This is a genomic window from Rhizobium sp. K33 (assembly GCF_056501445.1).
On sequence record NZ_CP096478.1, the window covers coordinates 3592335 to 3617836 of the forward strand.

The window sequence follows — 25502 nt, forward strand, 5'->3', positions numbered from 1 at the left end:
CTGAAATCAGCATGAACGGGGCGGAAATGTTATGTCACGACGCCTGTTTGCATGAAGTCGCGAGCGGGAAGCGATCGAGCAGGCTCGCACGAGAGGGCGAGACCGGCTTGGCAGTCAGGCCTTTTTCTGCGCCGCTTCCGCACGCATCACGGCGACAAGCGCCTTCAACTCGCCACCACGCACCATCTGGGCCGGGGTGCGGCCACCGAAACTCTCCAGATGATGGCTGCGATACCACTTCTCGGCCACCTCTTTCGATCCAAGTCGCTTGAGCGCGAGCGCGAGGACCAGCGCCTTGGCATCCGCCGCCGAAACGGTGCCGGCCTCGATGGCTGCATCGATACGCGCGATCTGCGACTGGACCGACTGCTGCTTTAGCTTCTGGCGCATGGCCGCGACCTGCGGCGCGACAGGTGCCACGATATTCACCTTGGCCTTGCCGTCTGCTGCCGCCACCGGAGTTGCAAGGACGGGGCCCGCGGCCTTGGTCTTGCGCTTGCCCTTGGTCGCGACGGGTTTTGCCACAGCCTTCGGCAACAGCGCCGCATCCACGACCACCTGCTTGACGGGCTGGGGGATACGGATCTTGCCGGAAGTGCTCATCGCGTCTGCCTCTTTGGGATGGTGGTGCCCCATGCCGGAATCGAACCAGCACTCCTTTCGGAACTCGATTTTGAGTCGAGCGCGTCTACCAGTTCCGCCAATGGGGCACATGAGCGTCGGTTGGACTGCGCCGGACTATACGAGGCAGGGTGTGACGGTCAACGCCTTTTTCGCGGTGACATCACACAAACCCAAGCGATTGCAGAAGGGAGAAGCCGCCCCGCCATTTACACCGGGCAACGAGGCTCCTAGAACGCAGCAGAACTTGCAGAACGGAACACTCAATGCTTCGCCGCATCTACGACTGGACGATGTCCCTTGCCGGCACCCGGCATGCCGATCGGGCCCTCGCCAGCGTCTCCTTCATCGAAAGCTCCTTCTTTCCAATCCCCCCGGATGTCCTGCTCATTCCGATGGTGATCAGGCGCCGGAGCGACTGGTTCAAGCTGGCTCTCATCTGCACGGCGGCATCCGTTCTTGGCGCATTCCTGGGGTACGCCATCGGCATGTTCCTCTTCGAAGCGATCGGACGGCCGATCCTCGCTTTCTACGGCAAGGAGGATGCCTTCGAGCAGGTGGCCGGCTGGTACAACAGCTGGGGTGGCTGGGGCGTCCTCTTCGCCGCCATCACGCCCTTCCCCTACAAGGTGCTGACGATCTTCTCCGGTGCCACCGGGCTCAATTTCATCGTCTTCACCGTCGTCAGCATCATCGGCCGCGCCTTCCGCTTCTTCCTCGTTGCCTTCCTGCTGAAGCTCTATGGCGAGCCCATTCGGCTCTTCATCGAGAGATATCTCGGCCTTCTTTTCACCCTCTTCATGGTGCTGCTGATCGGCGGCTTCTACCTCGTCAAATTCGTGCTCTGAGAGTGTCGCAGATGAATTCCCTTCTCTCTCCCTTCAAGTCCGACGCAGCGCTCGCCGGTCTCCTGACCTTCGGCATGGCGCTGGTCGTCGGCTCGGCGCTCGGCTTCGAGCATATCGGCGGCTATATTCCCTGCGCGCTCTGCCTGATGCAGCGCAATCCCTATTACATCGGCATCGGCGTCGGCGCCTTGGCCATCCTGTCTGCGGTCTTCCGCCTGCCGCCCGTCGTCACCAAGGTCCTCTTGGTGGCGATCGCACTGCTGATGCTGACGGGCATAGGTCTCGGCATCTACCATTCGGGCGTCGAATGGGGCTTCTGGGAAGGTCCCGCCAGCTGCACCATCGGCGCCACGGGCGGCGATACCCCGGTCAATGTGCTGGAAGCCTTGAATGCCACGAAAGCGCCATCCTGCACCGAAGCGACGCTGCGCGTGCTCGGTCTCTCCTTCGCAGGCTGGAACGTGCTGACGAGTGCTGCCCTTGCAGCCCTGGCGATCTGGGGCGTCTTCCGCAAGCCGGCTAACTGAGGCAGGCCAGGGCGGCGCGACAGCGCCGCCTCTCCGGGACGAATGCAGGCCTTAGGGCTGCAGTTCGGTATCCCAGTAAAGATAGTCCATCCAGCTTTCATGCAGGTAGTTCGGCGGGAAGAGCCTGCCGTTGTTGTGCAGATCCTGCACCGTCGGCCGATACGGCGTCTGGTGCGGGTGCATGCCGGCCTGCTTCGGGAGTTTCGATCCCTTGCGCAGATTGCACGGCGAGCAGGCCGCCACGACATTCTCCCAGGTCGTCTCGCCACCATGGGCGCGCGGGATGACGTGGTCGAAGGTCAGGTCTTCGGGCGAACCGCAATACTGGCACTCGAACTTGTCACGCAGGAAGACATTGAAGCGGGTGAAGGCCGGGTTCCGGGTCGGCTGAACATAAGTCTTGAGGCTGACCACGCTCGGCAGTCGCATCGTAAAGCTCGGCGAGCAGACGGAATGATCATACTCGGCGATGATGTTCACACGGTCGAGGAAGACCGCCTTGATCGCGTCCTGCCAGGACCAGAGCGACAAGGGATAATAACTCAGTGGCCGGTAGTCGGCATTCAGGACGAGCGCCGGCAGGGCCTGGGGAGAAACTGCAATCGTCAAGGCGTGCTCCTGAGCGATTCGGCATCTGCCCTTCTATATTAGGTCCGTTGTTACAGCATTGTGAAGCCTGAATCTTTGAGCCGCATTGCGACCTCTCGGCGCGGGCTCATCGGGGCAGCGCGACACGTCCGGTGATCCGCGCATAATGTGCCCAGAAGAGGCGAGCCGCGACCGATCGGACCGGCGCCCAGGCCTGTGCGATTTCGGCGACGACATCGGGTGCGGGCCGCTCGCCGGCGAAGAACACGTCGCCCACCGAGATCCTCAGCGCCACGTCTCCCACGGGAAAAATATCCGGGTGGCCGCCGCAAAACATCAGATAAACCTCGGCTGTCCAGGGGCCGACGCCTTTCAGGCCGGTCAGGGCCGCCATCGCCGTCTCGGCCGGCATCTCCGCCAGTTCGTCGAGCCGGAAGGGACCGCCGAGATCGGCCTTGGCGGCCGCTTCGAGCGCCTGCGCCTTGCCGCGTGACAGGCCAAAGGTGCCGATCAGTTCCGGTCCGAGCGCGAGATAATCCTCCGCCAGCGGCCGGTTTCCCAAGACCGCCGTCATCCGACGCCAGATGGCATCGGCACTCGCCCGCGACACCATCTGCGAGACGATGATCGAGGCGAGCCCGGCAAAGCCGGGCGCCGACAGGCGAAGCGGCAGCGGTTGACAGACTTCCGCGATCGGACAGAGCCGCGGATCGCGTTGAAGCAAAAGGGAAAGTCCCGCAGCGAGATCGGCCTCGCATAGGATCGTCGTCAAACCCGGTCCCCTTTTCCTCATTCCACTCTCATGCGAAGGAAAAGCATGACCGAACCCGATCGTCAAACCGCAGGCAACACTGCCCCCGTCTTTCGCTTCGCGCCGAGCCCCAATGGCCGGCTGCATCTCGGGCATGCGCTTTCGGCCCTATTGAACGCGGACATGGCCGAGACGCTGGGCGGTCGCCTGCTGCTGCGCATCGAGGACATCGACCTGACGCGCTGCACGCCCGAACTGGAACAGGCCGTCATCGAGGATCTCACCTGGCTCGGCATTCCGTTCGAGAAGCCGGTGCGCCGCCAGTCCGAACATTTCCCGCTTTACCGCGAGACGCTCGATCGGCTGAAGGCCATGGGCATCGTCTACCCAGCTTTCCTGACCCGCGGCGAGGTCAAGGCCCGTGTTTCCGCCTTCGAGCGCGAGGGCGGCCTTTGGCCCCGCGATCCGGATGGCGCGCCGCTTTACCCGACGGAGGAGCGGTCGCTTGGCGAGGCGGAGCGGGCGGAGAACCCGGCAAGCACGGAGCGCCATGCCTGGCGGCTCGACATCGACAAGGCGCTGCGCCTCATAGGCAAGCCCCTCACCTGGCAGGAAACCGGCGACGGCCCGCAAGGCGAGATAAAGGCCGATCCTGCCGCCTGGGGCGATGTCGTGCTCTGGCGCTCCGATGCACCGTCCAGCTACCATCTCGCCGTGACGGTCGATGATGCAGCGCAAGGCGTAACCCATGTGGTGCGCGGTCTCGACCTCTTCCACGCCACTTCGGTGCATCGCCTGCTGCAGGAACTGCTCGGCCTGCCAGTGCCGGTCTATCATCATCACCGGCTTATCCTGGGACCAGATGGTCGCAAGCTTTCAAAAAGCCTCGGCGATACGGCACTGGCGGCGCTGCGGGCTGAAGGTAAGACGCCCTCAGATATCCGCGCCATGGTCGGGATTTGAAATCCCGACATCCGGCTCGCCCTTTACCGGCACCACCTTGAACTTCATCAGCGCCGCGTTGAATTCCGCCCCAATAATGAAGATCGCGCCGACCATGTAGAGGAAGACCAGGACAATCATGATCGAGGCGAGGCCGGCATAGGTCGCGGCGTAATTGGCAAACGAGGCGAGGTAGTAGGCGAACAGCAGCGCCCCGACCAGCCAGAGCGCCAGCGTCAGCAGCACACCCGGCAGCACATCGATCAGCCGCCGCCGTCCGGCGGGCAGGCCGAGATGGAAAACCACCAGCGCCAGGATCAGGAAAACCACGGTGCCGTAGACGCGCCAATTGGCAACGGTCGCCAGAAATTCCTTGAGGAAGGGGAAGAGCCTTTCCGCATAGGCAAGCGCCACGGGAACGGCAACGAGAAGCGCGCTGATCGCCGCCAGCACGACGACCGCCGCCAGCACGAACCCGAGGCTGACGAGGCGGGTGATGTACCACGGCCGCGTCTCGGGCACCCGGTAGGCACGGTTGAGCGAGACCCGCAGCGCCTCCACCCCGTTCGACGCGAAATAGGCCGCCGCCAGCACGGAGATGGTGAGCAGGCCACCGCGCGGGATCGTCAGCACCTGCACGACCTGATCGGACAGCGGCTTGGCGATCGTCTCCGGCCAGGTGTCGAAGATCAGATGCACTGCGGTCTCGGCGAACTGGTCGGCGCCGAGGAAGCTTGCAAGCGCCGTGCCGAAGATCAGGAAGGGGAAGAGCGCGAGAATCGCCGACAGCGCCACATGGCTTGCCATCGCCCAGCCGTCGTCCTCGGTGAAGTGCCAGAACGCATCAAAGCCGACCTTGTAGAGCATACGCAGGAAAGTCGGCATCCAGTCTCCTCAAGTGTCGGGCACGATTGCAGGCTGCGGCCGAATATGGGAAACCGATCGCCGTTTGTACAGGAACGACGAGGTTTTGTCCGTGAAGAGCATCATCGTCACCGGTTGTTCGTCCGGCATCGGCGCCTACTGCGCCGAGGCCCTGAAGCGGGACGGCTGGCGCGTCTTTGCGACCGTGCGCAAGCACGAAGATCTGGAACCTCTCGAGGCCAAGGGCATTGAGGCCCTCCTCATGGACTATACCGATCCTGACAGCATCGAGGCGCTCGTATCGACCGTCTTCGAGCGCACCGGCGGCCGGCTCGACGCCCTCTTCAACAACGGTGCCTATGGCCAGCCGGGCGCGGTCGAGGACCTGCCGACAGAAGCCCTGCGCGCCCAGTTCGAGACCAATCTCTTCGGCTGGCATGACCTCACCCGCCGCGTGATCCCGGCCATGCGGGCGCAAGGCGAGGGCCGCATCGTGCAATGCTCCTCGATCCTCGGCATCATCCCCTATCGTTGGCGCGGCGCCTATACGGCTTCCAAGTTTGCGCTGGAGGGCCTGTCCCTGACGATGCGCATGGAGCTGGAAGGCTCCGGCGTGCAGGTGAGCCTGATCGAGCCCGGGCCGATAGAAAGCCGCTTCACTGCCAACGCGCTCATGCATATTCGCCGGGCGATCGATCTGGAAAACTCTGTTCATGCCGAGGACTATCGCCGCCAGCTGGCGCGACTCGATGGCACAGGCCCGGTAAACCGCCATAAACTGGGGCCTGATGCCGTCTACAAAGTCCTGACCCATGCCTTGACCGCCAAGCGCGCCCGCCCACATTATCTTGTGACCAAGCCGGCCAAGCAGGGGGCCCTGATCAAGCGCTGGCTGCCGGCCGACCTCTTCTATCGACTGATGCGCTCGCTGGACTGACCGGCGACGAACAAAGGCTCATCCCACGTTATGTCCACATTCACCTATGTCCTCGCCATCATCGTCATGGGGCTTGTCGCCCTCGTCCTCCTGAGAGGCCTCATCAACATGATGAAGGGCGGCGATGGCAATACCTCCAACAAGCTGATGCAGGCCCGTATCGTGCTGCAGGCGATCGCGATTGCGCTGATCATGCTGACGCTGTGGCTGACCGGCGGAGGCCGCTGAACCCATGGTCAAGCTCAACAAGATCTACACCCGCACCGGCGATGACGGCACCACGGCCCTGGTCACCGGCCCGCGCCGGCTGAAGCATGATCTCCGCGTCGACGCCTATGGCACGATCGACGAGACCAATTCGGCAATCGGCATCGCCCGGCTTCACACGGGCGAGATGCCCGAACTCGACGCCATGCTGATGCGCATCCAGAACGACCTCTTCGACCTCGGCGCGGATCTGGCTGCTCCCGAGACCGGCGAGGTTCTCTCCTACGAGCCGCTGCGCGTCATCGAGGCGCAGGTCGATCGGATCGAAAAGGAAATCGACCAGCTGAACGCCGACCTCGACCCGCTGAAATCCTTCATCCTGCCTGGCGGCACGCCGGCGGCCGCCTACCTGCACCTCGCCCGCACCACGGCCCGGCGCGCCGAGCGCATCATGGTCGAACTCTCCCGCTTCGACGGCGAGGAGGTCGGCGAGCCGGCACTGAAATACGTGAACCGGCTGTCGGATTTTCTCTTCGTGGCAGCGCGCCATGCCAATGACGGCGGTCGTGCGGATATTCTGTGGGTGCCGGGGAAGAACAGGTAGGTGGCTAACGTCTCGTGCGAGGCCCATCTCCCCCTCGGTGGGGGAGAAAGCGATTTCGATGAATTAGGCGTGCGTAAGCCGCCTAAACATCAGAAATCGCAAGCGAGGGGGTCCGTTCATCGTGCCTGGAGCACCGATCCCCTCACCAACAAAATCTGAGGTTTAGCCGTGATCGCTCTCAAGCCCTCGATTTTGTAACCTCTCCCACAAGGGGGAGAGGGGAAAACCAATTGTCAAAAACCCCATGCTTCGCCGCCGGTCGGGATCATCTCCCTCCGGGTCATCAATGCTTGTCTCGGACGAGGCGCCAGAAGCAACCTGTCTAAGTAAATATGTGGCTCCTTCCGGCGCCTCGTTCGGCGTCTATTCCCGCTGCATGCGTCTCTCTGGCAAGGCGGCGACGGTCTTCTGTCATCCTCGGGCGTGACCCGAGGACCGAGGATGACCGGGCGCGGGTCCGGCTGCGGCAGTCTCGTCCCGAAGAACTTGTCTGCCATAGCCTGGCCGGTGGCCCGGGAGGTTCCCGCCGGATGGTGCACCATGCCGACCGGGACCCTCGCCCGGGGGATCGCTTCCGATCATTGCTGACCGTCCGCCATCCCCGCCGTTTTTGTCGCCCCGCCGTCTGGTGATGTTCGCGACGGCGTGGGCGCCTTGTCTGTGTGCCTCTAAGGCACGTCCTTCCGATCGGGGTATCCGGTGTTGGGGCATCCGACCCCGTCACCTTCGTTACCAGCCCCTCGTCCGGAGGGAGACCGTTGCAGCGGGCCGGGAATTTGGATCTGCGACAACCCTCCACCCCGGCGCCGGCCCCGCCTCGCCTGACATCGCATCGTCAGGTGTATCCGAGGGCGGGACGGCGCTGATTCTAAGGGGGTGGACATGGGCGCGGATGAAAAAATGTGTGGGGGTCTGAATTTGTTGAGGAATCGCTGCGGGGCGTCCCCCCTTTTTACGATTTGTGGCGTGTCTGGCGTGTGTCCTAGCCGTAGAACGCGGAGCTTGTGGCCTTTGCCCCTCACCCTGCCCTCTCGCCGCAGGCGGGGAGAGGGGGGCGCAAGCGGTGGCCGTCGTGGCCTTCTCCCCGCTTGCGGGGAGAAGGTGCCGGCAGGCGGATGAGGGGCAGAGGCGGCAAGGGCGGCCGTCATCTGCTAGCAGGCTTGTGACTGGATCCTCGGGTCAAGCCCGAGGATGACGGAGGGTCGGGAAATTGCTGTATCCCCCTCGACCGTTGACCCACGCGAGTCCTGAGGAGAATACCGTTTCCCTCCCCCAACGGTCGTCATCCTCGGGCTTGACCCGAGGATCCAGTCACAAGCCTCGGCATGCCCGGCCAAACCTCGCGATTTCGCGAGAGGGGGCCTGGTAATGTCCGCACCAGCCGAACCGATCCCCTCACCAATAAAATCTGAAGTTAACCCTGATCGGGCTAAGCCTTCGATTTTGTAACCTCTCCCAAAAGGGGAGAGTGGGAGCCGCCGCTCGCCCCTTTCCCCCTGTCCCCATCCCCGAACCTGCGCTAGCATCCGCCGACCCCATTCCGGCGAACCGACGAGGCGCGATGTTCATTCCCCTGCATGACCGAAACGCGCTCAAGCACATTCGCAAGCAATATGTGACGCTGGGGCTGATTGCGGCGAATGTGATCACCTATGCGCTGGCGAGCGTAATGCCGGATGCCGCTTATGAGCTGGGGGTCTATGGCCTCGGCTTTATCCCGGCGATCCTGCTGGGTGGGGCGACCCTCGATCCGTCGCTGGTGCTGGTGCCGGAAGGGGCGACCTATATCACCTATTCCTTCCTGCATGGGAGCTGGCTGCATCTGGGATCCAACATGCTCTTCCTCTGGGTCTTCGGCGACAATGTCGAGGATGCCATGGGGCACTTCAAGTTTCTGCTGTTCTACCTCGCCTGCGCGGCAGCGGGTGCGCTGGTGCATGGCCTGGTGCTGCCGACGAGCCAGGCGCCGCTGATCGGGGCGTCAGGCGCGGTCTCGGGCGTGGTGGCCGCCTATCTGATGCTGCATCCGAAGGTGCGCGTCTGGGTGCTGGTCTTCATGCGCTTTCCCCTGCCTCTGCCGGCCTTCATTCCGCTTCTCTTCTGGGTCGGCCAGCAATTCGTCATGCTGGTGATCGATGGCGAGAGCAATGTCTCCTGGGGCGCCCATGTCGGCGGCATCATTGCCGGGGCGGTCCTGGTGCTCTTTTTGCGACGTCCGGGCGTGCCGCTCTTCGATCGCGCGATCGTGACGCCCAAGGCCGTCCGGCATGCCGCACCCTCCGTGGATGTCGCGACCGTTGGTCCCTGGGGACAAAGATTCGCAACATCCGCATCGGAGGGAGACGTGCCGGCCACCGCAAACACGCGGGAAAGGCCGGCGCAGCAACCCGTTCGCAAGGTCACCCATTGGGGACGATGACAAGAGGTCGCGGACCGCACTGGTTGACGTGGACGTCAACGTCAATTATTGCTGTCAACCAGACGGCATCGATCGTTGTGTTTGGGGAAAAAATGCGTATCGATGTCGCCAATCGACAAACGGCGGAGCGCATGTGAGCGCATTTTCCGGCGGAAGATTTGAAGAGAGGAACCCATGAAGATACTCGTCCCAGTCAAGCGGGTTGTGGATTACAACGTCAAGATCCGCGTCAAGCCAGATGGTTCCGGCGTCGAGCTCGCCAACGTCAAGATGTCCATGAACCCCTTCGACGAGATCTCCGTCGAGGAGGCACTGCGTCTGAAGGAAGCCGGCAAGGCTGAGGAAGTGGTCGTCGTTTCGATCGGCCCGGCCAAGGCTGAAGAGACGCTGCGCACCGCCCTTGCCATGGGCGCCGACCGCGGCATCCTGATCGAGACGGACGAAACCGTCGAACCGCTCGCCGTTGCCAAGCTCCTGAAGGGCGTGGTGGAAGCGGAAGCTCCGGGCCTCGTCATCGTCGGCAAGCAGGCGATCGACGACGATTCGAACCAGACCGGCCAGATGCTGGCAGCGCTCCTCGGCTGGGGTCAGGCGACATTTGCCTCCAAGCTCGAACTCGGCGCCGACAAGGCAACCGTGACCCGCGAAGTCGACGGGGGTCTTCAGACCATCGAGGTCAAGCTCCCGGCGATCGTCACCACCGACCTGCGCCTCAACGAGCCGCGTTATGCCTCGCTGCCGAACATCATGAAGGCCAAGAAGAAGCCGCTCGACAAGAAGTCGCCTGCCGACTTCGGCGTCGACGTCTCCCCGCGCCTGAAGGTTATGAAGACCGAGGAGCCGGGTGGCCGCAAGGCGGGCATCAAGGTGAAGAGCGTCGCCGAACTGGTCGACAAGCTCAAGAACGAAGCCGGCGTATTGTAAGCGGAACGGACAGGAGAAACATAAAATGGCTATTCTTCTTCTCGCAGAACACGACAACGCGACCGTCTCCGAACAGACCGCCAAGGCCCTGACGGCTGCGACCCAAATCGGTGGTGATGTGCATGTGCTGGTCGCCGGCTCAGGCGCCAAGGCAGCCGCCGATGCCGCGGCCAAGCTTTCCAGCGTCTCCAAGGTGCTGCTCGCCGACGATGCTTCGCTCGCCAACAACCTGGCAGAGCCGCTGGCGGCCCTCATCGTCTCGCTCGCCGGCTCCTATGACACGATCATCGCGGCTGCGACCTCGGTCGGTAAGAACGTGGCACCGCGCGTTGCAGCCCTGCTCGACGTGATGCAGGTGTCTGAAATCATCGAGGTCGTCTCGGCGGACACCTTCAAGCGTCCGATCTATGCCGGCAACGCCATCCAGACCGTGCAGTCGACCGACGCCAAGAAGGTGATCACGGTGCGGACCGCTTCCTTTGCCGCTGCTGGCGAAGGTGGTTCGGCTGCTGTCGAGACCGTTGCTGCTGCCGCAAATCCCGGCGTGTCCAGCCACGTCTCCGACGCGCTGTCCTCGTCCGACCGTCCGGAACTGGCGTCTGCCAAGATCATCATCTCCGGTGGCCGTGCGCTCGGCTCCTCGGAGAAGTTCCAGGAAGTGATCCTGCCCGTGGCCGACAAGCTCGGTGCTGCCGTTGGCGCCTCCCGTGCAGCGGTCGACGCCGGCTACGCGCCGAACGACTGGCAGGTCGGCCAGACCGGCAAGGTCGTCGCCCCGCAGCTCTACATCGCCTGCGGCATCTCCGGCGCGATCCAGCACCTCGCCGGCATGAAGGACTCGAAGGTCATCGTCGCGATCAACAAGGACGAGGAAGCCCCGATCTTCCAGGTCGCCGATTACGGCCTCGTCGCCGACATTTTCGAGGCCCTGCCGGAGCTCGAGAAGGCGCTCTGAGCGCCATCTCGCAGCTGCGAAAGGACTGGTCAAAGACCGGTTTGCGGTCTATCAATCAGCCGGGTCCGTGATGAGCGGGTCCGGCATTTTTGTCGGTGCCATCTTCTTGAGTGAAGACGAGAACGGGTGAGGAGCGAGACGATGACGGACAAGATCAGCAATGTGGGTGTCGTGGGTGCCGGCCAGATGGGCTGCGGCATCGCGCAGGTCTCCGCCGCCGCCGGCTACAAGGTTACGATCTACGACCTGTCCAAGGAGCGGATCGAGGCAGGGCTCGCCACCATCAACGGCAATCTCGCCCGCCAGGTGACTAACGGCAAGATCACCGACGAGCAGCGCAAGGATGCGCTCGCCCTGATTTCCGGCTCTGCCGATGTCAACGACCTCGCCCCGGCCGATCTCGTCATCGAAGCGGCGACCGAAGACGAAACCGTCAAGCGCAAGATCTTTGCGACGCTGTGCCCGGTCTTGAAGCCCGAGGCGCTGATTGCCACCAACACCTCCTCGCTCTCGATCACCCGGCTGGCCTCGGCCACCGACCGGCCGGAACGCTTCATGGGCATCCATTTCATGAACCCGGTCCCGGTGATGAAGCTGGTCGAGCTGGTACGCGGCATCGCGACCGACGAGACGACGTTCAAGACGGCGAAGGAGTTCGTCTCCTCGCTCGACAAGACGATCACGGTCGCCGAAGACTTCCCGGCCTTCATCGTCAACCGCATCCTGCTGCCGATGATCAACGAGGCGATCTATACGCTCTATGAAGGCGTCGGCTCCGTCGAGGCGATCGACACGGCGATGAAGCTCGGCGCCAACCACCCGATGGGACCGCTGCAGCTCGCCGACTTCATCGGTCTCGACACGTGTCTATCGATCATGCAGGTGCTGCATGAGGGCCTGTCGGATTCGAAGTATCGCCCCTGCCCGCTGCTGGTGAAATATGTCGAGGCCGGCTGGCTTGGTCGCAAGTCCGGCCGAGGCTTCTACGACTATCGCGGCGAAGTGCCGGTTCCGACCCGCTGATTCCCATTCCCGTCCGGCATCATCAGGCGGAAAGATATTTGCCCCTCGGGGTGATCATTGGTCGGCCATTCCTCGGAAGAGGCGGTCCGACCCTCTAGTTTGCGGGTCACCTTCTCATCCCCCGCATACCGGAGACCAAGTTCATGAAACGCCTCCTCCTCCTCAGCGCAGCCATCGCCGCCCTGTCCCTGCCGGTTTCGGCCAGCGCCGCCGACAAGCTGCTGAATGCCTCCTACGACATCGCCCGCGAAATCTTCGCCGCCCAGAACGAGGCTTTCATCAAGGCCAATCCGGGCGTGACCATCGACCAGTCGCATGGCGGCACTTCCAAGCAGGCCCGCGCGATCGTCGAAGGTCTGGAAGCCGATGTCGTGACCTTCAACCAGGTGACCGACGTCGAATTCCTCGCCAAGAACGGCTTCATCAACGAAGGCTGGCAGTCGGAATTCCCGAACAATGCCTCGCCCTTCTACTCCTTCCCGTCCTTCCTGGTGCGCGCCGGCAATCCGAAGAACATCAAGGACTGGGACGATCTCGCCCGCGACGATGTCCAGGTGATCTTCCCCAACCCGAAGACCTCGGGCAATGCCCGCTACACCTATCTGGCAGCGACCGCTTACGCGAAGGAGAAGTTCGCTGGCGACGAAGCCAAGGTGACGGAATTCGTCGACAAGATCTTCGACAACGTGCCGGTTTTCGACACCGGTGGCCGTGCCGCCACGACGACCTTTGTCGAGCGCGAGATCGGTGACGTCATCATCACCTTCGAGGCCGAGACCAAGTCGATCGCCAAGCAGTATGGCGAGGACAAGTATCAGCAGGTCGTGCCGTCGGTCAGCCTGCTCGCCGAATTCCCGGTCGCCATCGTCGACAAGGTCGCCGATGCCAAGGGCAGTCAGGAGCTCTCCAAGAGGTATCTCGACTTCCTCTATTCGCCGAAAGGTCAGAAGATCGCCGCCGACTTCGGTCACCGCGTGCATGACGAGAAGGTCTCTGCCGAATACAAGGACCAGTTCCCCGAGATCCGCCTCGTCACCGTCGAGGATGTCTTCGGTGGCTGGGACAAGGTCTCCCAGGAGCACTTTGCCGAGGGCGGCATCCTTGATGGGATCTATGGCAGCCGCTAAGACCGCGCCCGATTGATGTCAGGACCGGCGGATCATCCGCCGGTTTTCTCGTGAAAGGACGACGCCGTTGAAACGCCGCGTACTGCCGGGCTTCAGACTGTCCCTCGGGATCACGCTGGTCTATGCCGCGATCATCATCCTGTTGCCGCTGGCAGCCCTGATCTTCAAGGCCGCGAGCCTCGGACCTGCCGACTACTGGCGCATCGTCTCCTCCGAGCGCGCCGTGGCGAGTTATGGCGTGACCGTCGGTTCGGCCCTGGTCGCGACCCTGTTCAACCTCGTTTTCGGCCTGGCGCTCGCCTGGGTGCTGGTCCGCTATCGCTTCCCCGGTCGGCGCATCATCGACGCACTCGTCGACCTGCCCTTTGCGCTGCCGACGGCGGTTGCCGGTATTTCGCTGACGACGCTCTTTGCCTCCAACGGCTGGTTCGGTTCGGCGCTGGGTCAGATCGGCATCAAGGTTGCCTATACGCCGCTTGGCATCATGGTCGCCATGGCCTTCACCAGCCTGCCCTTCATCGTGCGCACGGTGCAGCCGGTGCTGGAAGAGCTCGACCCGGCGCTGGAAGAGGCCGGCCAGACGCTCGGCTCGAGCGACTGGGGCATTTTTCGCCGCGTGATCCTGCCGCTTCTGACGCCGGCGCTGCTCGCCGGCACATCGCTCGCCTTCGCCCGCAGCCTCGGCGAATTCGGCGCAATCATCTTCATCGCCGGCAACCAGCCGTTCTCGACCGAGATCACAGCACTTCTCGCCTTCATCCGGCTCGAGGAATACGACTACCCGGCCTCTGCCGCGATCGCTTCGGTCATGCTGTTTGCCGCATTCGTCATGCTGGCCGTGACCAACTACCTGCAGGCCCGCGCGCTGCGCTACACGGTGAAAGGGTGAACCCATGAGCCAGGCAACAAGCGGGCGCCGCCCGCCGCGCGTCGGAGACGCTCCCCTCTTCAAATACGCGCTGATCGGCGTGGTGCTGCTGCTCGTCCTGTTTTTCGTGGTTGCGCCGCTTGCCGTGATCGGCATCGAGGCATTTTCGAAGGGCGTGCCGTTCTTCCTGGAGACGATCGCAGCCCCCGACACGCGGCATGCGATTTGGCTCACCGTGTTGACGGCGCTGATCGCGGTCCCGATCAACACCATTTTCGGCGTGGCGGCCGCCTGGGCGATCACCAAGCATGATTTCCGCGGCAAACGCTTGCTGACCATCCTGATCGAGATCCCCTTCTCGGTCTCGCCCGTAGTCGCCGGTGTCGCCTATCTCTTTGTCTACGGTTTGCAGGGCATTTTTGGTCCGGCCCTCGACAGCGCCGGGCTGAAGATCCTCTTTGCCCTGCCGGGCATCGTGCTCGCCTCGATGTTCGTGACCGCCCCCTTCGTGGCGCGCGAACTGATCCCACTGATGCAGGCGCAGGGGCGTGATCTCGAAGAGGCGGCGACCTCGCTCGGCGCGAGCGGCATGCGCACCTTCCTTTCGGTCACCCTGCCGAACATCAAATGGGCGCTGCTGTATGGCGTCGTGCTCTGCAATGCGCGTGTCATGGGTGAATTCGGCGCAGTCTCGATCGTCTCCGGCAACATCCGCGGCCAGACCAACACGCTGCCGCTGCATATCGAACTGCTCTACCAGGACTACAACGCCGTCGGCGCCTTCGCTGCCGCCTCGATCCTCGCGACGCTGGCGCTCGTGACACTTGTCGCCAAGGTTCTGCTGGAACGGTAGGGCGCAGGTCGCCGCAACCGGCCGACCACGCTTGCCGGCAATACTTCGGAGAAGAATTCGTGAACATTCGCCTCGACACCGTCGTCAAGACCTTCGAAACCTTCCGTGCCGTTCACGGCGTCTCGCTCGACATCCAGAGCGGCGAACTGGTGGCGCTGCTCGGCCCTTCCGGCTCCGGCAAGACGACCATCCTGCGCATGGTCGCCGGCCTCGAATATGCCGATGGCGGGCACATTCATTTCGGCGAGGAGGATGCGACCGATATTCCGGTGCGTGACCGCGGCGTCGGCTTCGTCTTCCAGCACTATGCGCTCTTCCCGCACATGACGGTCGCGGAAAACATCGCCTTCGGCATGCAGGTCTCCAAGGTGAAGCGCTCGAGCGTCGACATCGACCGTCGCGTCGAGGAGCTCTTGTCGCTGGTCCAGCTCTCCGGTCTCGGCGAACGTTTCCCCGGCCAGATCTCGGGTGGCCAGCGCCAGCGCGTGGCACTTGCCCGTGCGCTGGCCGTCGATCCGCGCGTGCTGCTGCTCGACGAGCCTTTCGGCGCGCTCGACGCCAATGTCCGCCGCGATCTGCGCCGCTGGCTGCGCTCGATTCACGACGAGCTCGGCATCACCACGCTCTTCGTCACCCATGACCAGGAAGAGGCGCTCGATCTTGCCGATCGCGTCGTCATCCTCGACAAGGGCAAGATCGTGCAGCAGGGCACGCCGGAAGAGGTCTGCCGCCACCCCGCCAACGCCTTCGTCATGCGCTTCCTGGGCGACACCAACGCACTGAAGGCGTCCGTATCGAACGGACGCGCGACCGTCGCCAACATGACCTATGCGGCCGACGGCCTGAAGGACGGTCCGGCCGAGCTGCTCTTCCGCCCGACCGACGTTGTCTGGAGCGAAGACGCCACGAAGGGTGTGGCGGCCACCATCCAGCGGGTCCTCGACCGCCCCGGTTCGCGCCGTGTTCTCGCGAAGACCGCCGACGCGACCATCGTCGAGTTCGATGTCTCTCCGGACTTCACCAGGACGAAGGGGGACCAGGGTTTTATCGAGATCCTGCGCCCGCGCATTTACCCGCTGTGAGGCACGCGGCGTTCTTCTCTCCCGAATGTGAACAGGCCTAAGACGGCCCAAGCGCGGGCCTTTGAGCCAATCTTAAGATTTGCCTGCCAGCCTGACCAGTATGGCTGGCAGCGCGACGACGAGAGATCGACTGAAATTGGCCGCAGCGTCCCTCGGGCTCGCAGCCATGGTCGCCGGCTGCCTCTGGCTGATCGCCCATTCCTTCATCGCCCAGGCCAATCGACAGCAGTTGGACGACATGCTTCAGGCAGCAGTGGTTCGCCTGGAACGTCAGATCGATCTGGCGGTCATCAGCATGGGGGAGCTCGGCGCCCAAGGCCCCTATGGCTGTTCGCCTGCCGTGAGCAAGGCGATCGAAGACATCGCGTTCCGATCCGTGTCCATCCGCGAGATCCGCGTTTCCTCTCCGCGCGGGACCTGTTGGGCTGACAACGCCCATGAAGCGACATTTTCCGCAGCGCTCGAAGCCGCCAATCCCTTGCCCGCGATCAATCCGACCTACGAATTTGCGCCGATTGAAGCCGGTGAGTGGAAAGGTCTGATGGTGCGTTGGACGAATGACGACGGCGCCCTGACAGCCTTCCTCGCCACATCGGGCCTGCTCTTCGACATCCTGCCGGCGGAACTGCGCGAGCACGCCCGCATGGAGATGTCGCTGAATGACCAGAGGGTCGTGTCCAGCTACCAGCCGGAGGGATTCCCTGAGATGCAGGGAGACTTTGCGGAATTCGGCACCGCATCCGAACGCTATCCGATCCGCGTTCGACTGATGATCGACGAGGCCGTTGTCGACTCCTGGAACAGCAGGATCAGCAGCGATCTCATCGCGATTGCCGGGCTGTTTTCACTGAGCCTCGGCTATCTCGGCGCAAGAGGCCTGACCCGCCCGCAGACGCCTCTGGCCCAGTTGGACGATGCGCTCGTGCGAGGCCACATTCATCCCGTGTACCAGCCGCTGTTCTGCCTCGCGACCGGGGAGATGACGGGATTTGAGATGCTGGCACGCTGGACGAAACCCGATGGCAGCAGTGTATCGCCTGCCGTCTTCATTCCGCTTGCAGAAGCCAGCAAGCGGATCGACAAACTGACCTTCGCCCTTCTCGACAAGGCGGGCGCCGAAATCGGCGAAATGCTGCGGCACAACGCAAAGCTCAAGCTCTCCTTCAACGTGACACCCGATCAGCTGCTCGATCCGCTATTCATCGAGCATTTCGTCGCGAAGATCAGCCAGGCCAATCTCAACCCGAGCCAGTTGGTCATCGAGATCACCGAGCGTCAGCCAATCTCCGATATCCAGGCGGCACTACGCGTGTCGCGGGAACTCTCGGAGCTTGGCGTGCGTCTCGCGCTCGACGACGCCGGGACGGGCCATAATGGCCTCTCCTCGCTGCATGCGCTTCAGGCCCACTATCTGAAAATCGACAAATACTTCGTCGACGGCGTGGTCCTCGACCGCAAATCCTCGGCGTTGGTCGAGGCTCTCATTTCGCTTGCGAAGCAATTCGGCATGGAGGTGGTGGCGGAGGGCATCGAGACCGAGGAGCAGCGGATCAAGCTGCTGGACCTCGGCATCCGCGAGGGACAAGGTTATCTCTTCGCCAAGCCTTTGTCCACGAGCGATCTGATCGCCCGGGCGGAGCAGAACCCAAGTCTCATGCCACAGGCGGCCTAGACGGGGGCTGGGTACCCCGGTGGCGCTTCACTGCGTCGCCGCAGCCGTCACCAGCGCCTTGGCATCCGCACCGTCCCAGGCGGCGGGGCCGTTCATGCTGCCAAGCAGGCAGCCCTTGCCGTCGACGAGCAGTGTCACCGGCAGGCCAAGGGCGAGGCCTTCGCGCTTCAGCTGGTTGAAGACGCCCATGGAGGCGTCGCGGTAAAGGCCGAGCGCATCGACGCCGGTCTCTTCGAGAAAGCTCTGGGGCTTTTCGACGTCGCCCGTGTCGATGTTGATCGCCAGCACCTGGAAGGCTTCCCCGCCGGCCGCCTTCTGAAGATTGTTGAGGGCCGGCATTTCCTCGCGACAGGGCACGCACCAGGTGGCCCAGAGATTGATCAGTACAGTCTTGTCGGCGAAGTTCGCCATGGTCATCGGCGAACCGGCCTTGTCCTGAAAATTCAGGCCCTGGATGAGCTTCGGCTCGCTGACCGGGATCATCGCTGCCACTTCGCCCTTCAGGTAAGGCGTGATCGCCTCGGCCTTTGCGACAGAACCCTGGCATTGCGCGGCGTCGGCCGTCTCCACGGCATTGCCAGACATGGTCTCTCTCACGTATACCGCAGCCGCGCCGGCGACGATGCCGGCCACCGCCGCGATCGCAACCAGCTTGGTGGGGAAGAGACGCTCAGGTCTTTTTTCTGTCATGTCATTCTCCAGGACGGGCATTCCATGGCCGAGGACATCAAGGACACCAAATCCTCCAACCAGATGTGGGGCGGTCGCTTCGCCTCCGGGCCTTCGGCCATCATGGAGGAGATAAATGCCTCCATCGGTTTCGACAAGAAGCTTTACGCCCAGGATATCCGCGGCTCAAAGGCGCATGCGACCATGCTGGCGCACCAAGGCATCATCTCGGCCGAAGATAAAGACAAGATCCTTCACGGCCTGGACACGATCCTGTCAGAGATCGAAAGCGGCCAGTTCACCTTCTCGCGCAAGCTCGAAGACATCCATATGAACGTCGAGGCGCGCCTTGCCGAACTAATCGGTCCCGCTGCCGGCCGCCTGCACACCGCCCGCTCGCGCAACGACCAGGTGGCACTCGATTTCCGCCTCTGGGTCAAGGAAGAGCTGCAGAAGACGGAAGCGGCCCTCTCCGGTCTGATCGCGGCCTTCCTCGACCGCGCCGAAGAACATGCCGACACTGTCATGCCCGGCTTTACCCATCTCCAGACGGCGCAGCCGGTGACCTTCGGGCATCACTGCATGGCCTATGTCGAGATGTTTGGCCGCGACCGCCAGCGCGTGCGCCACGCGATCGAACACCTGGACGAAAGCCCGATTGGGGCGGCGGCGCTGGCCGGCACCGGTTATCCGATCGACCGCCATATGACGGCGCAGGCCCTTGGCTTCCGCGAACCGACCCGCAACTCGATCGACACGGTTTCGGACCGCGACTTCGCGCTCGAATTCCTGTCGATCGCCTCGATTGCCGCCGTGCATCTGTCGCGCCTCGCTGAGGAAATCGTCATCTGGTCGACCCCGCAGTTCGGCTTCATCCGCCTCTCCGATGCCTTCTCCACCGGCTCTTCGATCATGCCGCAGAAGAAGAACCCTGACGCGGCCGAACTGGTGCGTGCCAAGACCGGCCGCATCAACGGCTCGTTGATCGCACTTCTGACCGTGATGAAGGGCCTGCCGCTCGCCTATTCCAAGGACATGCAGGAAGACAAGGAACAGGTCTTCGACGCCGCCGAAAGCCTGGAACTGGCGATTGCCGCCATGACCGGCATGGTGACCGACATGACCATCCGCACCGACAAGATGAAGGCGGCCGCCGGTTCCGGTTACTCGACCGCGACGGATCTCGCCGACTGGCTGGTGCGCGAAGCCGGCCTTCCGTTCCGCGATGCGCATCACGTCACCGGCAATGCGGTGGCCATGGCCGAGAAGAAGGGCTGCGATCTTGCCGAGCTTTCGCTCGAAGAGCTGCAGAGCATCAATTCCGCGATCACGGCAGACGTCTTCAACGTTCTGACCGTGGAAGCCTCGGTCGCCAGCCGCAAGAGCTTTGGCGGCACGGCGCCGTCCGAAGTCAGGAAGCAGATCGCCTGGTGGCGGGCGCGCAACTGACATAGGCACTGATTGGACAATCGATCACGCGCACATGCGGGACACATCACGAGATCAGGGGTGCACAAGCGCCCCTTTTTTCTGTACACGCTAGCACAACAATATCTTCATGGACCGGGTCATGGTGAATTCGCTGAAACGCACGACGCTGACGCTCTCTCTGGTACTCGCCGCCTCGCTGGCTCTGTCCGCCTGCGGCCGAAAGGGTGATCTCGACCCACCGAGCACGCCTGTCGACCAGCAGAACAAGCGCGGTGTCGAGGCTGAGAAAACGCCTGACACCCCTTTCCTCCTCGATCCGCTTCTTTGACAGGGCTTAACCCGTGAACCACTTCGAGTATCGCGACGGCGTTCTCTACGCCGAAGGCGTTGCCATCCCGGACATCGCGCGCGCTGTCGGCACGCCTTTCTACTGCTATTCCACCGCGACGCTCGAGCGTCACTACAAGGTCTTCTCCAAGGCCTTCGACGGCGTCGATGCCCTCGTCTGCTATGCGATGAAGGCCAATTCCAACCAAGCTGTCCTCAAGACGCTGGGTCGCCTTGGCGCCGGTGTCGACGTGGTCTCGGAAGGCGAACTCCGCCGCGCGCTGGCAGCCGGCATTCCGGCAGAGCGCATCATGTTCTCCGGCGTCGGCAAGACGCCGAGCGAGATGGATTTAGCACTTGAAGCGGGCATCTACTGCTTCAACGTCGAGAGCGAGCCGGAGCTGGAAGTCCTGAACCAGCGGGCCGTGAAGGCCGGGAAAAAGGCGCATGTCTCCTTCCGCATCAATCCCGATGTCGATGCCAAGACCCATGCGAAGATTTCGACCGGTAAGAAGGAAAACAAGTTCGGCATTTCCTATGAGCGGGCGCGTGCCGTCTATGCCCGCGCGGCGACGCTGGAAGGCATCCAGGTTTCCGGCATCGACATGCATATCGGCAGCCAGATCACCGACCTGCAGCCCTTTGAAGATGCCTTCCGCCTGCTGCGCGAACTCGTCGAAACGCTGCGTGGCGACGGCCACGCGATCGATCACGTCGATGTCGGCGGCGGTCTCGGCATCCCCTACAAGGACGACAACAACCCGCCGCCCGAGCCGGATGCCTATGCGCGGATCGTCAAGGACCAGCTGTCGGGCCTGAACTGCCGCATCGTCACCGAGCCCGGCCGCCTGATCGTCGGCAATGCCGGGATCCTGGTGACGGAAGTCATCTATGTGAAGGACGGCGGCGACAAGACCTTCGTCATCGTCGACGGTGCGATGAACGATCTGATCCGCCCGACGCTCTACGAGGCCTATCACGAGATCAAGCCGGTGGTGATTTCCGCGGCGAACGCGCCGCGCATCAAAGCGGATGTCGTCGGCCCCGTCTGCGAGACCGGCGACTATCTGGCGCTCGACCGCGAAATGGCGATGCCGAGACCCGGCGACCTGATCGCGGTCGGCTCGGCGGGTGCCTATGGCGCCGTGCAGGCGGGCACCTACAACACCCGCCGGCTGGTGCCGGAGGTGCTGGTGAACGGCAACGAGTTCCACGTGATTCGCCCGCGTCCGACCTATGAGGACCTGATCGCGCTCGACAGCGTGCCCGACTGGCTGGCCTGATCCATTCACAATTCGGCGATGAGGCGGGAAAAACCCTCGCCTCATCCTTGCCGCCCTCGTCTTCGCCACAAAGACTGCTATCTTCGAGAACAATCAGCCGTGACGTTGCGCGGCGCTCTCGGAGACCAGACGGATGAGCTCTTCCCGCCCGGCCGGCCACAGGAAAGGCGCCTTAAAGGACGACCCCACGCTCGCGCGTCGCGTCGGTCTGAAACGTGTGCTCGCCCGCTCCGTGCTCTTTGCCGAGCGTCTGCTGCCACTCTTCCTGCCCGTCCTCGGCATTGCTGCGCTTTTCGTGGCGCTCGCCTGGTTCGGCGTCTACCGCGAAGTGCCGGACTTCGTCCGTCTGGCGATCGTCTTCATCCTGGTCTTCGCCTTCGTCGCCTCCTTCCTGCCCTTCCTGAAGCTCAAGCTGCCGAGCATCGCGGAAGCCGACCGGCTGCTTGAGGAGCGCAACGGGCTCGCCCACCAGCCGGTAGCCGTGCAGGACGACCAGCTCTCCGCCGAGACACCCTTTGCCCGCGCGCTCTGGCAGGAGCACCAGCGGCGCATGGCAGAGCGCATCGCAGCGCTCGACGCCGGCCTGCCGCAGCCCGATATCGCCCGCTACGACCGCTACGCGCTGCGCGCCGTGCCGGCCCTGCTCTTTGTCACCGCCCTCGCCTATTCCGGCTCCAATGGTGCCGGCTCGATTGCCGATGCCTTCCGCCAGCATGTGCCGGAGAGCGAGGCGCCGACGATCCGCATCGACGCCTGGATCACGCCCCCGGGCTATACCGGCCAGCCGCCGGTCTTCCTCTCCGGCCTCGGCACCCAGGATGCGGCCGGCGTGACGGTACCGCAGAAGTCGAAGATCACCGTACGCATTAGCGGTGGTCCGTCCGACGAAAAGGTCCTTTTCGTCCAGCAGTCGGATGGCGCCGTCCTCGATGTCGCCGAAAAGCAGGACCCGGCGCGCCAGCAGGCGGCCGGCACAGAGGTGGACGCAGTCAGCCAGACGGCTGTCCCGACACCCCCGCCCGCCCCGGCGCCCAGCGCACCTATGGCGGCACGGACCCACGAGCTGGAACTCAACGAGGCCGGCGAACTGCGCGTTGCCGACCGCACCTGGACGATCGGCGTGACGCCGGACCGGGCTCCGGAAATCGCCTTCGACGGCACGCCGCGCCGCGCGATCAACGGTGCGCTCGAAATCGCCTTCACCGCCAAGGATGATTATGGTCTGCGTGAGGCCCATGCCGAGATCGTGCCGCTGGAGCAGCAGCCGGACGCGACCCCGCTCTATCCGCTACCCGACTACAAGCTCGATCTGCCGCGCCACAATGCCCGCGACACCAAGGGTGTTGCGAGCCGCAACATCACCGAACATCCGCTCGCCGGACAGATGGTAAAGATCACGCTTGTAGCCACCGATGGTGCCGGCCAGACAGGGCGCAGCGAACCGATCGAGATGCAGCTGCCCTCGCGCAACTTCTCAGAACCGCTTGCAGCCTCCGTGGCCGAGCAGCGGCAGATCTTCGCGCTCGACACCCGCCAGATGTCCCAGGCGATCGCCTTCAACGAAGCGATCGTGCTGCGTGCAGACGAGACCATTCCCGACCTCGGCAACTTCATTGCGCTCGAAAGCGCCCGCGCCCGCATGAACATGGCGCGCGGCGAGGAACAGCTGAAGGACACGGCAGACTATCTCTGGGAGATTGCGCTCGGCATCGAGGACGGCGACCTGTCGCTCGCCGAACGCCGCCTGCGCGACGCCCAGCAGGCCTTGTCCGATGCGCTGGAGAATGGCGCCACGGATGAGGAAATCCAGCGGCTGATGGCCGAGCTTCGGTCCGCCATGCAGGAATTCCTCCAGGCGCTGGCTCAGCGCATGCCCAACCAGCAGGGCGAGCCGCAGCAGGATGCTCAGAACATCCTGCGCCAGCAGGACCTCGACAACATGCTCGACCAGCTGGAAAACCTCGCCCGCTCCGGCAATCGCGATCAGGCGCAGCAGCTTCTGTCCGAACTGCAGCGCATGATGAACAACCTGCAGGCCGGACGTCCGCAGCAGGGCCAGCAGCAGCAGAACAGCGAGGCGCGCCGCCAGATCGACAAGCTCGGCGAGATCATGCAGGAGCAGCAGCGCCTGATGGACGAGACCTTCCGTCTGGACCAGGCCCTGCGCGACCGCATGCAGCGTGGCGATCCTCAGCAGGGCGAAGAAGGTGCCGAGGGCCAGCAGCAACAGGGTCAGCAGCAGCAAGGCCAGCAGGGTCAACAGGGCCAGCAAGGGCAGCAGGGACAGCAGAACCTGGACGGCATGACCGCCGAACAGCTGAGGGAGGCCCTGCGCCAGCTGCGCGAGCAGCAGGATCAGCTGGGTCAGCAGCTCGGCGAATTGCAGGAGGGCCTGAAGGGTCTCGGCATGGAGCCGGGCCCGGGCTTCGGCGAGGCGCAGCAGGAAATGCAGGGCGCCGGCGAAGCGCTCGGCCAGGGTCAGGGCGGTCCGGCCGTCGAAGGCCAGGGACGCGCCATGGAGGCCCTGCGCCAGGGCGCCCGCGACATGATGAACCAGATGATGCAGGCGCAGCAGGGCCAGGGTGGACAGGGTCCGCAGATGGGCCAAGGCCAGGGCAACCAGAACGGCCGCGACCCGCTCGGTCGCCCGCGCGCCACCAACGGCCCCGACTTCGGCGAACAGGTCAAGGTTCCCGACGAGATCGACGTGCAGCGCGCCCGGGAGATCCTCGAAGCGATCCGCGAAAAGCTCGGCGAGAACTCCAGCCCCGAGATCGAACGGCGCTATCTGGAGCGGCTCCTGGACATCCAGTAAGGCTAACGAGAGAGCGACAGAAACGACAACGCCCGCATCAGCGGGCGTTCGTCTGTTCGGCGATGTGTCGTTTGTTGCCGGCTCAGCCCGCCAGGGCAGAGGCAACCGCCTTGCGGATATCCGGAAGCGCGAAGGGCTTGGACACGACGTCGACGATCTTTGCCGAGAGGTCGTCGGCGCGCTCGCGCTGCTCGGCATAACCCGTCATCAGCAGGATCTTCATCGCCGGAAATTCGGAATGGGCGCGATGCGCGAGTTCGATGCCGTCCATGACCGGCATGCGGATATCCGACAGCAGCAGGTCAAACGCGCACTCGGAGAGCTTTTCGAGACCTTCCGCACCATCGGCGGCCTCATGTGTCTCGTGGCCGTCGAGGCGCAGCGCACGCGCCACGAAGGAGCGCAGGGAGTCTTCGTCTTCGGTGATGAGGATTCTCGCCATGGTTGAATTCTTCTCCCGCGTCCATTGACTCTTGCGAGAGGCAAATCACCAGACTTTCCTTGTCGAGTGGTAAACGCCGGACGGTGAGTCCGGCGCGATGGTTAACAGCTCACTGCCAGACGAGGGCAAGATGTGCCGTCCAGGGACAGCTCACGCGTCGCCGGTGACGACGCCGACAAACGGCAATTCGCGGAAGGCATAGGCGACATCCATGCCGTAGCCGACGACGAAGTAGTCGGGGCATTCGAAGCCCACATAATCGGCCTCAAACACTTCTTTTCGCTTCACTTTCTTGTCGAGAAGGACGGCGATCGTGACATTGGCTGCACCCCGCTCATACATCAGTTCCTTGGCGAACAGCAGCGTACGGCCCGACTCCAGAATATCGTCGATCAGGAGGATGTTGCGCCCCTTCACGTCGCTGTCGATGTCCTTGATGATCTTCACGCCCTGAGACACGGTGCCTGTGCCATAGCTGGACAGGGTGATGAATTCGACTTCCGGCGCGAGACCCACGTCATGCAACGCACGAATGAGGTCGGCTGCGAAGATGAAGGAGCCCTTCAGCACCGAGATGACGAGAAGGTCATCGCAGGGACCCTTCATGATGTCCTGCGCAAGCTCGAGATTGCGCTGCCGGATCTGCTCGGCGGTAAAGAGCGGTTCGATGTTCTTTCCGCGAACAACGGGCATGGGAAACTCCTTGCTGGTCGACCTTCAGGG

Annotated in this window: 26 protein-coding genes and 1 tRNA gene; 19 read left to right on the forward strand and 8 right to left on the reverse strand. The window is 63.4% G+C overall.

The features are described 5' to 3' along the window. Nucleotides 1-114: 114 nt before the first annotated feature. Nucleotides 115-603: a hypothetical protein gene (locus M1E12_RS17320; protein WP_479562716.1), complete on the reverse strand. Its 489-nt coding sequence runs from the start codon at nt 601-603 to the stop codon at nt 115-117. A 22-nt stretch (nt 604-625) separates the two neighbouring features. After that, nucleotides 626-710 (reverse strand) — tRNA-Leu (locus tag M1E12_RS17325). 177 nt (nt 711-887) lie between these two features. Here M1E12_RS17325 and M1E12_RS17330 point away from each other — a divergent pair. Together M1E12_RS17330 and M1E12_RS17335 are read left to right on the forward strand one after the other, a co-directional pair. After that, entirely contained in the window at nt 888-1469 is a 582-nt protein-coding gene (locus M1E12_RS17330; RefSeq protein ID WP_479562717.1) for a YqaA family protein, read from the forward strand. An 11-nt stretch (nt 1470-1480) separates the two neighbouring features. Then, nucleotides 1481-1996, forward strand: a complete 516-nt coding sequence (locus tag M1E12_RS17335) for a disulfide bond formation protein B (protein ID WP_479562718.1) — start codon at nt 1481-1483, stop codon at nt 1994-1996. A 51-nt stretch (nt 1997-2047) separates the two neighbouring features. On the opposite strand, the gene M1E12_RS17340 is transcribed toward M1E12_RS17335, so the two are convergent. Then, the gene (locus M1E12_RS17340) at nt 2048-2605 is read right to left on the reverse strand and encodes an HNH endonuclease (protein WP_113462116.1); all 558 of its coding nucleotides are present in this window, start codon (nt 2603-2605) and stop codon (nt 2048-2050) included. Nucleotides 2606-2711: 106 nt separating this feature from the next. Continuing rightward, entirely contained in the window at nt 2712-3356 is a 645-nt protein-coding gene (locus M1E12_RS17345; RefSeq protein ID WP_479562719.1) for a DNA-3-methyladenine glycosylase family protein, read from the reverse strand. Between the two features lie 30 nt (nt 3357-3386). On the opposite strand from M1E12_RS17345, the gene gluQRS reads away from it, so the two are divergent. Continuing rightward, nucleotides 3387-4298, forward strand: coding sequence for a tRNA glutamyl-Q(34) synthetase GluQRS (gluQRS, locus tag M1E12_RS17350; RefSeq protein ID WP_479562720.1), 912 nt, complete (start codon nt 3387-3389; stop codon nt 4296-4298). Here the strand turns inward: gluQRS and M1E12_RS17355 are convergent. Then, nucleotides 4269-5162 carry a YihY/virulence factor BrkB family protein gene (locus M1E12_RS17355; RefSeq protein WP_479562721.1) on the reverse strand — a complete coding sequence of 298 codons (894 nt, stop codon included), beginning with the start codon at nt 5160-5162 and terminating at the stop codon, nt 4269-4271. The genes gluQRS and M1E12_RS17355 overlap by 30 nt on opposite strands. 91 nt (nt 5163-5253) lie before the next feature. Here M1E12_RS17355 and M1E12_RS17360 point away from each other — a divergent pair, with 91 nt between their 5' ends. The 12 genes from M1E12_RS17360 (at nt 5254) to M1E12_RS17415 (ending at nt 17812) form a co-directional block, all read left to right on the forward strand. Continuing rightward, nucleotides 5254-6078, forward strand: a complete 825-nt coding sequence (locus M1E12_RS17360) for an SDR family oxidoreductase (RefSeq protein ID WP_479562722.1) — start codon at nt 5254-5256, stop codon at nt 6076-6078. Between the two features lie 30 nt (nt 6079-6108). Further along, complete coding sequence (locus M1E12_RS17365; RefSeq protein ID WP_113462111.1) at nt 6109-6306, forward strand: twin transmembrane helix small protein; 198 nt, start codon at nt 6109-6111, stop codon at nt 6304-6306. A gap of 4 nt (nt 6307-6310) precedes the next feature. Further along, nucleotides 6311-6889: a cob(I)yrinic acid a,c-diamide adenosyltransferase gene (locus M1E12_RS17370; RefSeq protein WP_113462110.1), complete on the forward strand. Its 579-nt coding sequence runs from the start codon at nt 6311-6313 to the stop codon at nt 6887-6889. A 1561-nt stretch (nt 6890-8450) separates the two neighbouring features. Beyond that, nucleotides 8451-9308, forward strand: coding sequence for a rhomboid family intramembrane serine protease (locus M1E12_RS17375; protein ID WP_479562723.1), 858 nt, complete (start codon nt 8451-8453; stop codon nt 9306-9308). A 174-nt stretch (nt 9309-9482) separates the two neighbouring features. Beyond that, complete coding sequence (locus M1E12_RS17380; protein WP_479562724.1) at nt 9483-10232, forward strand: electron transfer flavoprotein subunit beta/FixA family protein; 750 nt, start codon at nt 9483-9485, stop codon at nt 10230-10232. 25 nt (nt 10233-10257) lie between these two features. After that, entirely contained in the window at nt 10258-11187 is a 930-nt protein-coding gene (locus M1E12_RS17385; protein ID WP_479562725.1) for an electron transfer flavoprotein subunit alpha/FixB family protein, read from the forward strand. Nucleotides 11188-11328: 141 nt separating this feature from the next. Next, nucleotides 11329-12210 carry a 3-hydroxybutyryl-CoA dehydrogenase gene (locus M1E12_RS17390; RefSeq protein WP_479562726.1) on the forward strand — a complete coding sequence of 294 codons (882 nt, stop codon included), beginning with the start codon at nt 11329-11331 and terminating at the stop codon, nt 12208-12210. A 143-nt stretch (nt 12211-12353) separates the two neighbouring features. After that, nucleotides 12354-13337, forward strand: coding sequence for a thiosulfate ABC transporter substrate-binding protein CysP (gene cysP, locus M1E12_RS17395; RefSeq protein ID WP_479562727.1), 984 nt, complete (start codon nt 12354-12356; stop codon nt 13335-13337). A gap of 67 nt (nt 13338-13404) precedes the next feature. Continuing rightward, complete coding sequence (cysT, locus tag M1E12_RS17400; RefSeq protein ID WP_479562728.1) at nt 13405-14226, forward strand: sulfate ABC transporter permease subunit CysT; 822 nt, start codon at nt 13405-13407, stop codon at nt 14224-14226. A gap of 4 nt (nt 14227-14230) precedes the next feature. Beyond that, entirely contained in the window at nt 14231-15058 is an 828-nt protein-coding gene (gene cysW / locus M1E12_RS17405) for a sulfate ABC transporter permease subunit CysW (protein WP_479562729.1), read from the forward strand. 59 nt (nt 15059-15117) lie between these two features. Continuing rightward, on the forward strand, nt 15118-16140 hold the full coding sequence (locus M1E12_RS17410) for a sulfate/molybdate ABC transporter ATP-binding protein (protein WP_479562730.1): 1023 nt from the start codon (nt 15118-15120) through the stop codon (nt 16138-16140). 136 nt (nt 16141-16276) lie between these two features. Further along, nucleotides 16277-17812, forward strand: a complete 1536-nt coding sequence (locus tag M1E12_RS17415; RefSeq protein ID WP_479562731.1) for an EAL domain-containing protein — start codon at nt 16277-16279, stop codon at nt 17810-17812. Between the two features lie 27 nt (nt 17813-17839). Here M1E12_RS17415 and tlpA read toward each other — a convergent pair whose 3' ends face one another. Continuing rightward, on the reverse strand, nt 17840-18502 hold the full coding sequence (gene tlpA, locus M1E12_RS17420; protein WP_479562732.1) for a thiol:disulfide interchange protein TlpA: 663 nt from the start codon (nt 18500-18502) through the stop codon (nt 17840-17842). A gap of 24 nt (nt 18503-18526) precedes the next feature. Here tlpA and argH point away from each other — a divergent pair, with 24 nt between their 5' ends. The 4 genes from argH (at nt 18527) to M1E12_RS17440 (ending at nt 24337) form a co-directional block, all read left to right on the forward strand. Continuing rightward, on the forward strand, nt 18527-19930 hold the full coding sequence (gene argH / locus M1E12_RS17425; RefSeq protein ID WP_479562733.1) for an argininosuccinate lyase: 1404 nt from the start codon (nt 18527-18529) through the stop codon (nt 19928-19930). A gap of 121 nt (nt 19931-20051) precedes the next feature. After that, on the forward strand, nt 20052-20240 hold the full coding sequence (lptM, locus tag M1E12_RS17430; protein ID WP_229575016.1) for an LPS translocon maturation chaperone LptM: 189 nt from the start codon (nt 20052-20054) through the stop codon (nt 20238-20240). A 13-nt stretch (nt 20241-20253) separates the two neighbouring features. Then, nucleotides 20254-21522: a diaminopimelate decarboxylase gene (gene lysA, locus M1E12_RS17435; protein WP_479562734.1), complete on the forward strand. Its 1269-nt coding sequence runs from the start codon at nt 20254-20256 to the stop codon at nt 21520-21522. A gap of 133 nt (nt 21523-21655) precedes the next feature. After that, complete coding sequence (locus M1E12_RS17440; protein ID WP_479562735.1) at nt 21656-24337, forward strand: TIGR02302 family protein; 2682 nt, start codon at nt 21656-21658, stop codon at nt 24335-24337. 82 nt (nt 24338-24419) lie between these two features. On the opposite strand, the gene M1E12_RS17445 is transcribed toward M1E12_RS17440, so the two are convergent. Both M1E12_RS17445 and hpt read right to left on the reverse strand, forming a co-directional pair. After that, on the reverse strand, nt 24420-24779 hold the full coding sequence (locus M1E12_RS17445) for a response regulator (RefSeq protein WP_479562736.1): 360 nt from the start codon (nt 24777-24779) through the stop codon (nt 24420-24422). Between the two features lie 150 nt (nt 24780-24929). Continuing rightward, the gene (gene hpt / locus M1E12_RS17450; protein WP_113461438.1) at nt 24930-25472 is read right to left on the reverse strand and encodes a hypoxanthine phosphoribosyltransferase; all 543 of its coding nucleotides are present in this window, start codon (nt 25470-25472) and stop codon (nt 24930-24932) included. Between the last annotated feature and the right edge of the window lie 30 nt (nt 25473-25502).

What these genes read in the sequence shown, in the direction of transcription:
- M1E12_RS17440 (WP_479562735.1), top strand. Translation starts at nt 21,656, where the DNA reads ATGAGCTCTTCCCGCCCGGCCGGCCACAGGAAAGGCGCCTTAAAGGAC.
- M1E12_RS17445 (WP_479562736.1), bottom strand. Translation starts at nt 24,779, where the DNA reads ATGGCGAGAATCCTCATCACCGAAGACGAAGACTCCCTGCGCTCCTTC.
- lptM (WP_229575016.1), top strand. Translation starts at nt 20,052, where the DNA reads ATGGTGAATTCGCTGAAACGCACGACGCTGACGCTCTCTCTGGTACTC.
- argH (WP_479562733.1), top strand. Translation starts at nt 18,527, where the DNA reads ATGGCCGAGGACATCAAGGACACCAAATCCTCCAACCAGATGTGGGGC.
- M1E12_RS17330 (WP_479562717.1), top strand. Translation starts at nt 888, where the DNA reads ATGCTTCGCCGCATCTACGACTGGACGATGTCCCTTGCCGGCACCCGG.
- M1E12_RS17365 (WP_113462111.1), top strand. Translation starts at nt 6,109, where the DNA reads ATGTCCACATTCACCTATGTCCTCGCCATCATCGTCATGGGGCTTGTC.
- hpt (WP_113461438.1), bottom strand. Translation starts at nt 25,472, where the DNA reads ATGCCCGTTGTTCGCGGAAAGAACATCGAACCGCTCTTTACCGCCGAG.
- M1E12_RS17370 (WP_113462110.1), top strand. Translation starts at nt 6,311, where the DNA reads ATGGTCAAGCTCAACAAGATCTACACCCGCACCGGCGATGACGGCACC.
- M1E12_RS17355 (WP_479562721.1), bottom strand. Translation starts at nt 5,162, where the DNA reads ATGCCGACTTTCCTGCGTATGCTCTACAAGGTCGGCTTTGATGCGTTC.
- cysP (WP_479562727.1), top strand. Translation starts at nt 12,354, where the DNA reads ATGAAACGCCTCCTCCTCCTCAGCGCAGCCATCGCCGCCCTGTCCCTG.
- gluQRS (WP_479562720.1), top strand. Translation starts at nt 3,387, where the DNA reads ATGCGAAGGAAAAGCATGACCGAACCCGATCGTCAAACCGCAGGCAAC.
- M1E12_RS17380 (WP_479562724.1), top strand. Translation starts at nt 9,483, where the DNA reads ATGAAGATACTCGTCCCAGTCAAGCGGGTTGTGGATTACAACGTCAAG.
- tlpA (WP_479562732.1), bottom strand. Translation starts at nt 18,502, where the DNA reads ATGACAGAAAAAAGACCTGAGCGTCTCTTCCCCACCAAGCTGGTTGCG.
- M1E12_RS17320 (WP_479562716.1), bottom strand. Translation starts at nt 603, where the DNA reads ATGAGCACTTCCGGCAAGATCCGTATCCCCCAGCCCGTCAAGCAGGTG.
- M1E12_RS17385 (WP_479562725.1), top strand. Translation starts at nt 10,258, where the DNA reads ATGGCTATTCTTCTTCTCGCAGAACACGACAACGCGACCGTCTCCGAA.
- M1E12_RS17375 (WP_479562723.1), top strand. Translation starts at nt 8,451, where the DNA reads ATGTTCATTCCCCTGCATGACCGAAACGCGCTCAAGCACATTCGCAAG.
- M1E12_RS17390 (WP_479562726.1), top strand. Translation starts at nt 11,329, where the DNA reads ATGACGGACAAGATCAGCAATGTGGGTGTCGTGGGTGCCGGCCAGATG.
- M1E12_RS17335 (WP_479562718.1), top strand. Translation starts at nt 1,481, where the DNA reads ATGAATTCCCTTCTCTCTCCCTTCAAGTCCGACGCAGCGCTCGCCGGT.
- cysW (WP_479562729.1), top strand. Translation starts at nt 14,231, where the DNA reads ATGAGCCAGGCAACAAGCGGGCGCCGCCCGCCGCGCGTCGGAGACGCT.